Source organism: uncultured Arcticibacterium sp. (assembly GCF_964021845.1).
GTDB lineage: Bacteria > Bacteroidota > Bacteroidia > Cytophagales > Spirosomataceae > Arcticibacterium.
Window position 1 is genome coordinate 341,736 of record NZ_CAXHZC010000002.1, and the last position, 11,552, is coordinate 353,287.

The 11,552-nt window shown below is 39.8% G+C and carries 8 protein-coding genes; 7 read left to right on the plus strand and 1 reads right to left on the minus strand.

Annotation, left to right across the window (positions count from 1 at the left end):
• Positions 1-245: 245 nt before the first annotated feature.
• From AADJ06_RS08200 to AADJ06_RS08210, 3 genes are read left to right on the plus strand one after another with little or no spacing between them, the layout of a single operon-like run.
• The gene (locus AADJ06_RS08200; RefSeq protein WP_341225945.1) at positions 246-2,684 is read left to right on the plus strand and encodes a TonB-dependent receptor; all 2,439 of its coding nucleotides are present in this window, start codon (positions 246-248) and stop codon (positions 2,682-2,684) included.
• A gap of 12 nt (positions 2,685-2,696) precedes the next feature.
• Positions 2,697-3,458, plus strand: a complete 762-nt coding sequence (locus AADJ06_RS08205) for a hypothetical protein (RefSeq protein ID WP_341225946.1) — start codon at positions 2,697-2,699, stop codon at positions 3,456-3,458.
• A gap of 6 nt (positions 3,459-3,464) precedes the next feature.
• The gene (locus AADJ06_RS08210; RefSeq protein WP_341225947.1) at positions 3,465-4,514 is read left to right on the plus strand and encodes a S41 family peptidase; all 1,050 of its coding nucleotides are present in this window, start codon (positions 3,465-3,467) and stop codon (positions 4,512-4,514) included.
• Between the two features lie 8 nt (positions 4,515-4,522).
• On the opposite strand, the gene AADJ06_RS08215 is transcribed toward AADJ06_RS08210, so the two are convergent.
• The gene (locus tag AADJ06_RS08215) at positions 4,523-7,072 is read right to left on the minus strand and encodes a PQQ-dependent sugar dehydrogenase (RefSeq protein WP_341225948.1); all 2,550 of its coding nucleotides are present in this window, start codon (positions 7,070-7,072) and stop codon (positions 4,523-4,525) included.
• A 138-nt stretch (positions 7,073-7,210) separates the two neighbouring features.
• Between AADJ06_RS08215 and AADJ06_RS08220 the strand changes: the two genes are divergently transcribed.
• From AADJ06_RS08220 to AADJ06_RS08235, 4 genes are all read left to right on the plus strand, one after another.
• Positions 7,211-7,681 carry a CBS domain-containing protein gene (locus AADJ06_RS08220; RefSeq protein WP_341225949.1) on the plus strand — a complete coding sequence of 157 codons (471 nt, stop codon included), beginning with the start codon at positions 7,211-7,213 and terminating at the stop codon, positions 7,679-7,681.
• Between the two features lie 7 nt (positions 7,682-7,688).
• Entirely contained in the window at positions 7,689-8,045 is a 357-nt protein-coding gene (locus AADJ06_RS08225) for a MauE/DoxX family redox-associated membrane protein (RefSeq protein ID WP_341225950.1), read from the plus strand.
• Between the two features lie 4 nt (positions 8,046-8,049).
• Positions 8,050-9,309 carry a Xaa-Pro peptidase family protein gene (locus AADJ06_RS08230; RefSeq protein WP_341225951.1) on the plus strand — a complete coding sequence of 420 codons (1,260 nt, stop codon included), beginning with the start codon at positions 8,050-8,052 and terminating at the stop codon, positions 9,307-9,309.
• An 81-nt stretch (positions 9,310-9,390) separates the two neighbouring features.
• On the plus strand, positions 9,391-10,965 hold the full coding sequence (locus AADJ06_RS08235; RefSeq protein WP_341225952.1) for a YdiU family protein: 1,575 nt from the start codon (positions 9,391-9,393) through the stop codon (positions 10,963-10,965).
• The last annotated feature ends 587 nt before the right edge of the window (positions 10,966-11,552 follow it).

Genomic DNA, 11,552 nt, shown 5'->3' on the forward strand with positions numbered 1-11,552 from the left:
TATTCCGGAGAAAGAAAAGAATTAAGTCAGGTTTTAAAGCCATATGTTATTTTAAATTCTTGCATAAATAGATATGAACGCAAAATACCCATTCCCGCCCAATAAAAACACCTCCAAATCATAAATTGATTATTCGGCAATAGGGGTAAAAGCCCACTCACTTGTCTATGTATAGAATTCGCCACAAAACACTCCCCTCTCCTCATGGAGAGGGGCTGGGGGTGAGGTAAACTATAAAACAGACAATGAAAAAGCTATCACTTATTACTGCATTACTTTTGGCGTGCATCGCCTTCCAAACCAATGCCCAAATTTTAACACAAACCCTCCGTGGAAACATCACCGATATTGACGGCAAGTTTCCACTCATCGGTGCCAATGTCACTATTCTAGGCACTAATCCCATAGCAGGAACCACAGTAGATGTGGACGGAAACTTTCGTTTTGACCAAGTGCCACTTGGTAGGGTAAATTTGAAATTGACCTATGTGGGTTATGAAGAAAAAATCATCCCAAACATTACCCTTACTTCCGGTAAAGAGGTGGTGCTGGAACTGGCCATGCAGGAGTCGCTCACACAAATGGATGCTGTAGTGGTAAAAGCAACCAAAAACAAAGGTGATTTGAACAACGACATGTCTTTAATAAGTGCTCGCTCCGTAACCGTGGACGAAACGCAGCGGTACGCTGGCTCTTTTAATGACCCCGCCCGTATGGTTTCTTCTTTTGCGGGTGTAACCGCCAACCCAGAAGGAAATAACGACATAGTGGTAAGAGGAAACTCGCCAAAATATGTGCAGTGGCGGCTAGAAGGTGTAGAAATTCCTAACCCAAATCACTTTGGTGCTTTAGGAGGCACAGGTGGCCCTATTAGTGCACTGAATAGTAATTTACTCGCCAACTCCGACTTTTACACAGGAGCTTTTTCACCAGAATATGGCGATGTGCTTTCTGGTGTTTTTGACGTAAAATTTCGCTCAGGAAACAACGAAAAAAGAGAATATACCTTTGGCATAGGTGCTTTAGGTATAGACGCCACCCTAGAAGGTCCATTTAAGAAAGGCTACGCTGGCTCCTATTTGATAAACTATCGCTACTCTTCTTTGGCACTTTTAGATGGTGCTGGTTTGGTAGATTTTGGTGGTGTACCCAAATACCAAGATGCGGCTTTTAAAATCAATTTGCCCACCAAAAAACTTGGAGCTTTTTCGCTTTTCGGTATGGGAGGTTTAAGCAGCATCACGGAAGACTACACGTATGATTACGATGAATATTTCTCTGAAAGTTTACTTTTTGATGGCACGGCCAATGGTACCTACGACAATAAAAACAATTTGTTTACCGCAGGTTTAAACCATGTATTGCCGTTTAACAATAACACCTTTTTAGAAACCACCATGGCTTATTCTGGCAGCGGCATTGAAGAAACCGACTATGAATCTAGCACGGGTCAGCTATTTGATTTAGACGGAAGCTTCCTGAGAGATACCACTTCAAACCAATATACAGACTACAACAGCAAGCTAAACAACCACAGTGTGCGAATTGGTGTAAAAGTAAACACCAAAATAAACGCGAAACACAAAATAGAGGCAGGTACCAAATACATTTATACCACCAATAATTACCAAACCCAATACTCAAAAGACGAAACCAAAGCTCTCTTTACCGCCATAGATTTTAATAAGAGCATTAGCACCTACAGAAGCTATGTAGCTTGGAAATACAGATTGAACAAAAACATCACTTTTGTGTCTGGTATGCATAATTTCTATGTGCCTTTAACCAACGAAACTTCTTTAGAGCCCCGCCTGAGCATGAAATGGCAACTACCAAACGGAGCCGCCTTAAATGCAGGTTTTGGCAAACACAGCACCATGGAGCATATTTCTAATTACTATGCAAAAGTGGAAAATGAAAATGGTCAAATAACAGAGCCAAACAAGAATTTGAAGCTGCTGAAGGCTAATCATTTCGTACTGGCTTATGAGAAAAAATTCACTCAAAACTTAATGGGAAAGCTCGAGGTATATTACCAAGACCTCTATGACCTACCGGTAGAAAACGACCCAAGCAGTTACTACGCCACCATTAACGAAACTGAGGGCTTTAGAGACAAGGCTTTAGTAAATGCTGGCACTGGTAAAAACTATGGTGTAGAGCTTACCATAGAGCGTTTCTTTGTTAATAATTTCTATTATATGTTTACCGCTTCTGTATATAACTCCAAATATAAATCGCTGGAAAACATAGAGCGAAATACACGTTTTAATGGCAACTACGCCTTTAATGCTTTGGTCGGGAAAGAGTTTGTGCAACTTGGCAAAAAGCATAACAAAACCCTGGCTCTTAATGCCAAATTCTTTTATGTGGGAGCTCGTAAAATAATACCGCTGCTGAGAGATGAGGCGGGCAACTTAAACGTAGATAGAATTAACGACAACTATTATGATTTCACTAAAGCCTATCAAAAGGGATTGGACGATGTGTTCCAAATAAACGCTTCGGTAAGTTTAAAAATCAATAAACTTAAAACTACACATGAGTTTGCGATAGATGTTATGAACGTAAATAATACCCAAGCCAAACTTTATGAATATTATGACAGCGACGAACCAAATAACATTGGTTATGGTGCACCGCTGTCTCTACTGCCAAATGTTATTTATAGGGTGTATTTTTAAGAGATGAACAACATGAAGATTTTTAATACAATTATAATTTTAGTCCTATGCAGCTTTGCTTCCAAAGCACAGCAGAAAAGCCTGAGTATAGATTTAGGCGTAAATCAGGGGTTCTTTAAAGACCGTGTATTCTCCCCTGTCAACTACCATAGCTATGGAACAACCTTCGGCGTAGAATACAGAAAAGTAAATTCTGGAGATGACATTTTCTTGGCAAAATTTAGCGGAGCTATTTCAACACTAAAATCTGATTATTCCATTTTTTTTGACACAAACGATTATCAGGTTAATCTGGAATTAGGCTATTTGAAAAATGTGCTAAATAAAAGGCTTAACCTAAACCTAGGTGGACAGTTACATTCCTACATCAACGCTGATTTATTTGACGGCACAGAGGCCATCACTTTCTTTAGTAACCATAGCTTGGAAGCTGCCGCCATCCTGAATTATAAGCTTAAAACCAAACACAGCTTTGAGAGTAAACTAAGCATCCCCCTGGTAGGTTATATGGTTAGGCCGCAATACTCTGGCTGGGATAAATACATTTCTGACAATGCCGATAAAGCAGCAAAAATCATTTTATACGACCGAGGTACACTTACGTCAATCAATGATTTTAAAGCCATAAACTGGCAAGCGAAATACAGTTATCAGCTAGGCCCTAAAATGGCGGTCGGTCTCTCCTATCAATTCAGGTATTACACCACAGAAATTCCAGATAAAACCGCAATAGCAAATAATCAATTAAGCCTTTCCACCAAATTTACACTCTAATTTTTAATGAAAAAAGTAATAATACTTATCACGATAATCAGTACACTTTTCTCCTGTGAAAAAATCTTAATCGGTGAAGATGCTGTCAATAATCCAGAGGCCAATTTTGAACTATTTTGGCAAGACTTTGACCAACATTATAGTCTGTTTCAAATACGAGGCTGGGACTGGGACAGCGTGTATGCCGCCCATAGACCAATGGTGAATATGCAGACTTCCGACCAAGAGCTTTTTAATATTTTTAAAAGTATGATTGGCTATCTAGACGACTCCCACACATTTGTGGCGAGAGTACATGAAAATTTTAACAGCGACATAGACTTTTACGCTTCTGGCTCTGAAGAAGATGAGCGAATAGAAAAGGAATTCAGTGTGGATTTGGTCAAAGAAAAGTACATAGAAAATTTACAGAACATTCCGAACCAAGATGATGAAGAAAACCATTTCTACGGAAGGATAAAAGACCAAGATATTGGCTATGTGTATTTGTCAAACATCAGCTTAGAAGACCACGACTTCATGGATGACGTATTAAAAGATATCGGCAGCAGCAAAGCCATGATTTTAGACATCAGAAGTAATGGCGGCGGCGAAGATGTCTTGGCACAAGCCATAGCGGGCAGGTTTGCAGATAAAAGAAAGTTGGTCTACACAGTGCAGGACAGAAACGGCCCAAAACACTCCGATTTCTCCGAAAAAAGAGAATACTACACAGAAGTAATGGGCAAAGAACATTACGACAAACCCCTCATAGTACTCACAGACAAGATAACGGTAAGTGCCGCGGAAATTCTTCTATTGCATTTGAGAGCTTTTGATAAAATTACTTTTATAGGTACAGAAACCTCCGGCGATTTTTCAGATACCAGCATGCGAAGATTTCTTCCAAATGGCTTTCAATACCAATACTCTATTATGCAATTTTTACTACCCGACGGTAGCAGCCTAGATGGCATTGGTCATATTCCAGATGTTTATATCAGAAATAGGGAAGCCGATATTTTGGCAGGAAATGATAAAGTGCTAGAGCGAGCGATTGAGTTTATTAATTCTTAAATCGTAATCTACTCTCCACAGCCATCAATTTCTGCTATAAACACCGCTCCATTTTCTGCTGTAAAAGGAGCCTCTAAATTAACTACAGTTCCTGCTTTTAGCTGAAGTGCCTCCCCACTAGAAACAGAGAAACTTGCTGTTATTTTATGACTAACCATGTAAGACTGTAGCTCTGGAAGAATTTCAGGCAAGTTTAGATTATCAAGACACAGTTCCTGAAAACCAGACTTATATATTTGCTTTATTTGAGGCAAAGTAAGTGCCGTGGAATAAATCCTAACTTCGTCTAAAAAGCCATCCAGAGGTCTTACACCACCTGTAGCAGAAGCAGGCTGATTTCCTAAACTTACATCCACAGAGGGGTCTGTGGCTATACTTCCTGTTTTGGGCGTACTGGTCAATAGCGTAGAATCCTTATAAATTCTCATTTCAGTCCCATCATAAGTGGCTGTCAAAAACACCCATTGGTTTAAGGGTACCACACCAGTATTGCTAATTAAGGTAGTGGTGCCGCCAGCATTGGTTTTTAAACGAAACCTAAACTTGGTATCATCTAAAGTGCTGAGCATCCAAAAGTGGTCCACATCATTTTCTCCGCTGGCCTTTGAAACAAATCGAGCATCCATTTGCTCATAACTATTCAATTTTGTCCAAAAACAAATAGACATTTCACTTCCAGTAATATCCATTTTACCCACGTCTACCCTGTCGTTTTGATTGGTAAACTGAACAGCATGTTTGCTTTCTTCGCCAGTATCGTTTGACCAGAAAGCATTTTCTAGACTTCCCGTATTAGAATTAGGGGAGGTATCTTCAGCCACTAAACCTTGTCCCTCTTCAAAAGACCAACGTGCTATTAAGTTATTTAGATAATCATCTAAATTAGGATATACTGTTACCAAAACTATATTAGAATCTTTGGCAGCATGAATATCTTCCACCACTATTTTAAAGGCATAAATGCCTGTATTAGAAGGCGTAAAATTGGCAACGGTTTCATCCGCATCATTGATGCTCACTGGAGCACCTCCTATCTGATACCAATGCTCCTGTAAACTCACAGAACTACCGTCTGGGTCAAAACTATCTGTACCATTGAGTGTCACTTCTGTATTCACTCCTACTTGTAAGTCTGGGCCGGCATTGGCCACAGGCTTTATATTTGGCACGGGGCCTATTACATAATCAGCTAAAGAAACCTGACTGGTTATTTTGCCCTCTTCATAAGCTATAGCCTTTATTTGAGCACTACTATTTACTGGAAAGGCAGCCGTATAAAGTGTTTTAGTGCTATCTGGTTCTGAGCCATCAGTGGTATAATAAATAGCAGAAAGTGGGTCTGCATTACTTAAGGTAAGTGTAATGGGGTCGTCATATTGACCTGGCAAAGGTGTAAAAGAAGGTGAAGTAACGATATTGGTACCCACATAACTGATGCGGTAAATCTCCCCAACACCAGTTTGATAGTCCGTCATCATATAATACATATTCTCATCCAGACCGTATTCCAGCATCACCGGTTTTAGCTCGCCACCTACCAGTATATCATCAAAAAACATGCTCTTAGTAGGATTGTCCTCACTAATGGCTCTAGTGATGGCACCTGGTGCATTAGCAGAATTACTTCCCCAAAATGCAGCAAAGTAATTTCCTTTATAGGCCGCTGGCCAATATCCAGAATTAGGATACCATAAACCACCTGTAATTACCTTATGGCCTGACACGGACATGTCTGTCCATTTTGATGTGTTAGTTCCTATACCGCCATAGCCATCATGGCCATAATTTGCACCTGCTTGTAATTCAATAACATTAGCTTTATTGGTTCCCACGGCATCATTGATATAAATTTTTCCGGTAGGCGAAAGATTAGAAATGGCATAGGGGTTTCTCAAACCAAGAGCATAAATAGCCCTAAAATTACCAGTTGTAGTGCCATAGAAAGGATTATCAGTAGGTATAGAGCCATCTTTATTCAATCTATAAGCCTTACCTGTATATGTGCTTAAGCTCTGAACATTATCTCCGCCATTCCAGCCATCACCTGTGGTAAAATATAGTTTGCCATCCGTTCCAAAAACCAAATCGCCTCCATTATGACTTCCGCTAGAAGTAGATGCATTAAAAGGTAATTCCATCAAAACTATTTCGCCTGCTAAAGCCACATTAGGATTGCTAGCATCTGCCTGAATACGCACCACTCTATTATGCCTTGGGTTATCTTGCATGTAAAAAGCATAAATATATCCGTTTGATGCGAAGTCTGGGTCAAAAACAAAACCCCTTAAACCAGCCGAACGATGAACTGCAGGTGGTACATTAAATTGATAAAAGGGAGAAGCCTCTGTTATATAGCTTTGGCTACCTGCGTCCCAGACTGCAATTCGTAACTTCCCTGAAATACGTTCACCATAAAAAAGCCTGCCATCCGGAGCAAAGGCAAAACTCGCTGGGTCTTTAAGGTTTCCAACAACCTTTGTTGACTCAAAACCAGCCTCAATTTGCTGAGCAATTGCAAAAAATGGAAATAAAAATAAAAGTATTAATGATAGCTTCAAATTTAGCGAGTTTCTATTACGAATATACTCATTCCAAAGGCAAGGGTTAACCTCCACAAAGTGAAACACAATAAAATTAAGTTTTTGTTCTTATATTTAGTTAAGTAAACCTTTTGAAATAATTAAATACGACTAAACATGAAAAACTTCCAAAACAGAGCACATGATGATGGCACAAATAGCCAAGCAGCAAAAATTCCATCAGTAACAGAATACATGACACCCATCAGCAGGCTGATTACCATAAAAGAAGATACGCCCGTACTGGAAGTACTTAAAACCTTGTTAGACAAACGTATTACGGGAGCACCAGTGGTAAATAACCAGGGTGATGTGGTGGGTTTAATAGATGATAAAGACTGTCTAAATATTTTACTAGGAAGTGCCTATTATAACCATCCTGTAGAAAAAGATACAGTTTCAGAATATATGTCAAACGTCATGAAAAACATTTCCATAGAAAACGACATTGTAGATGTGGCAAACACTTTTCTTACTACCCCGTATAAAAGACTTTTGGTCATGGACAGTCAAGGAAAACTCGCTGGTCAAATAAGCCGAAGAGATATACTTCTGGCTATTAGAGATATGAACTTAAAAAAATGGTAATTGCCGCATGCTAGACTTAAAGACCATCTCTTTATACCTTATGGCAGGTATCTATATTTTTGCTGGCATAAGCCATTTCAGGAGTCCAAAGTTTTTCTTAAAAATAACGCCCAAATGGGTACCACAGCCCGAGAAGGTCAATCTTTTGGTAGGTTTTATTGAGGTATTTCTTGGCTTGGCACTCCTGTTTGAACCAGTGCGTTCTTACGCGGCTGTAGGCATTATTGCTTTGCTCCTAGCAGTTTTCCCTGCAAATTTTTATCATTTTCAAAAAGCCAGAGCAAAAGGAAAAATGGTTTTAGCAACTTTAATAAGACTTCCAGTCCAATTTCTTTTAATTTACTGGGCATATAGTTTTATTTGAAGTTATGAAAAGAAGAAATTTCCTAAACACCTCTGCATTAGGAGCAGGTGTAGTATTCCTTAGTTCTTGTGAAACTGGAGTGGGTTCAGACCCGACTATGGATGGTCTAAAGTCTTTGGTGGAAGATATCCAAGCTATCACGCCAGAAGAAAGAGCTGCAAGAGTGTCAAAAGCTCAAAAACTAATGCAAGAGCAAGGCATTTCTGTCTTACTCCTAGATGCCGGAACTTCGCTAACATACTTCACCGGTATTTCTTGGTGGCCAAGCGAACGCCCAATGGTTGGTCTAATTCCGGCTAAAGGTTCTTTAGCTTTTATTTGCCCCGGTTTTGAGGAAAACAGATTTAGAGAAATGGTGGAAGAAAGCACCAAAGTATACGCATGGCAAGAAGACGAAAGCCCTTATAAGTTAGTGGCCAAAGCGTTTACTGAAATGGGAATATCCTCTGGCAAAGTAGCCATAGAAGAGCGACTAAGATTCTTCATTTATAATGGTGTCAAAGAAGCTGCTCCACATCTAGAGTATGTCAGCGGTGATTCTGTGACTGTACCATGCCGCATTGTAAAATCAATTTCTGAAATCTTATTGATGCAAAAAGCTACCGAGATTACAACGGCTGCTATAAAAGTTGGCTTTAAAGCCTTGAAAGAAGGTTGTACGCCAGCAACATTTTCAGAAGCTGTGGCTGCTGCTCATACAAAGATGGGAGCTAAACATGCTTTTGCTTCTTGTAACTTTGGCGAAGCCTCTGCATTTCCTCATGGTTCTGGTAGGCCTCAAATATTGAAGAAAGGAGATGTTGTTTTAGTGGATTGTGGATGCACCGTTGAAGGTTATAATGCAGACATCAGCCGCACAATCGTTTTTGGTGCTTCGCCAACGGCACGTCAACAGGAGATTTGGGACTTAGAAAAGAAAGCTCAGGCCGCAGGTTTTGCTGCCGCTCAAATAGGCAACAAACTCCATGATGTAGATGCTGCCGCCAGAAAAGTAATCACAGATGCAGGCTTTGGCCCAGACTATCAATTGCCAGGTTTACCGCACAGAACAGGTCACGGAATAGGCATGGACGGCCACGAGTGGGGAAATGCAGTAAAAGGAAACGAGACTGTGATAGAAGCAGGAATGTGTTTTAGCATAGAGCCGACTATAGCCATTTTAGGTGAATTTGGTGTTCGTTTGGAAGATTGCGTTTTTATAAGTGATGATGGCCCTAAATGGTTTTCAAAGCCTAGTCCATCTATTTTGGAGCCTTTTGATTGATTTTGTAATCGTCAATCAGTTAATCTATCAACTTTTTACGCCCTTCCTTTGTTCTCTCCATGAACAGACCGAAGCAGATAGATGAAACTCAATATTGATAATACTTTCACAAACGAACTTCCAGCAGATAAAGAACTTAATGTGTTTCCACGTCAGGTTTCGGAGGCTTGTTTCTCATTTGTGAACCCTAGAGAACCAAGCGAGCCTAAAATATTGCATTATTCATCTGAAATGGCAGAAGCCATAGGTCTTTCAAAAGAGGCTGCGGAGTCAGCATATTTTACGCAATTATTTTCAGGTGCTGAGGTTTTTCCTGAAACCAAACCTTATGCCATGTGCTATGGCGGACATCAGTTTGGACATTGGGCAGGGCAATTAGGCGACGGAAGAGCCATTAATCTTTTTGAGGTAATAGAAAACAACAAAAGATGGGCTTTACAGCTCAAAGGTTCTGGACTTACGCCATATTCTAGAACAGCAGATGGGCTTGCTGTTTTGCGTTCATCAGTACGTGAGCATTTATGCAGCGAGGCTATGCATCACTTAGGTGTGCCTACTACGCGTTCACTTTCATTAGCTTTAACGGGCGACCAAGTTTTAAGAGACGTACAGTATAATGGAAACCCTGCCTATGAAAAAGGTGCGGTTGTTTGTAGAGTTGCCCCTAGTTTTATACGATTTGGGAATTTTCAGATTTTGGCCGCTAGGCAAGACCATAAGAACCTGCGTTTACTGATGAATTATACCATTCGTCATTTCTTCCCAGGCATTAAAGAAAACACAAAGGAAGGTTATATCGAGTTTTTTCAAAAAGTTAGTAATGACACTCTGAAAATGGTCATGGACTGGCAGCGAGTAGGTTTTGTACACGGTGTTATGAATACCGATAATATGTCTATTCTTGGTTTGACCATAGATTTTGGTCCGTATGGTTGGCTAGAAGGTTATGACAGAAACTGGACACCAAACACCACCGATAAGCAACACCGAAGGTATCGATTTGGGCAGCAGCCGAATGTAGCTTTATGGAATTTGGCACAGTTAGGAAGTGCATTGAACTTGATAATTGACGATGTGCCTGCTTTAGAGGCTATTTTGAATGCTTATCAAGAAACTTTTACGCTTGCCTATCAAAAAATGATGCGAGACAAACTCGGATTAGCTATAGAAAAAGAAGATGATGAAGTACTGTTTCAAGACTTAGAAAATACACTTCATCTAACAGAAACAGACATGACCATCTTCTACAGGAATTTGGCAAATCTAAAGAAAGATGAAACACTTCCAGAAGATTTAAATGCTCTGGACTTTATCAAAGAGGCCTTCTATGCTCCAGAAGAATTGAAAGAAGAGACTTTGCAGGGCTGGATAAATTGGTTAAAAGCATATCAAGAAAGGCTGCATTTGGAAATCAATGATGATGAAACCAGAAAGGCAAAGATGAATGCCGTTAACCCAAAATATGTTTTAAGAAACTACATGGCTCAGCTGGCCATAGATAAGGCAGATGATGGAGATTACAGCCTGATTAGTGAACTTCACGAGCTATTAAAAAAGCCCTACGACAATCAACCAGAAAATGAAAAATGGTTCGCCAAAAGACCAGAATGGGCAAGGAATAAGGTTGGCTGCTCTATGCTTTCTTGTAGTTCGTAGAAGAGATGATTTTTTATCCGCAAGAAAGTCATTTGTCACAATTTTGGCTTTTAGTCGCCAAAATTCTGCCAAATGCGTTGTTGTGGTATCTAAAATCAAGACGGGTTACACCCGTCTCTATTAACATTATACCCCCCTGGGGTATGTAGGAATTAATTTCATATCTAATTCATGCTAAATTAAATAAATCCTTATATCCAAAATACTGTCTGAAGAATGGTCGAAATTTCAACATACACAGCTAAATACATTTACTAAACTTAAATTTCGAGTGTTCAAGTTTATTTTGGAAAATGGTTTTTGAGGTACGCCTCCCCGGCTCGTTTTGGCCGAAACCAAAATGAGGGTCCGTCTGACAAGACAACGAAAGGACTTATTAATCGAAGTATTCTTCATTTGAATCTGGCGGTTTCCTTTGGCCATAGAGAACTACAAACGTTATCAACTAAGAAACGTTTGTCATGATTTTGGCTTTTAATGCCAAAATCATGACAAACAAAAAAGCAACTTTACTATTTTACGAGGGCTTTTACCCCTCACTACTAATATATCGCTCCTCTGGAGCTTTGATAGAAGGATAATAGGCT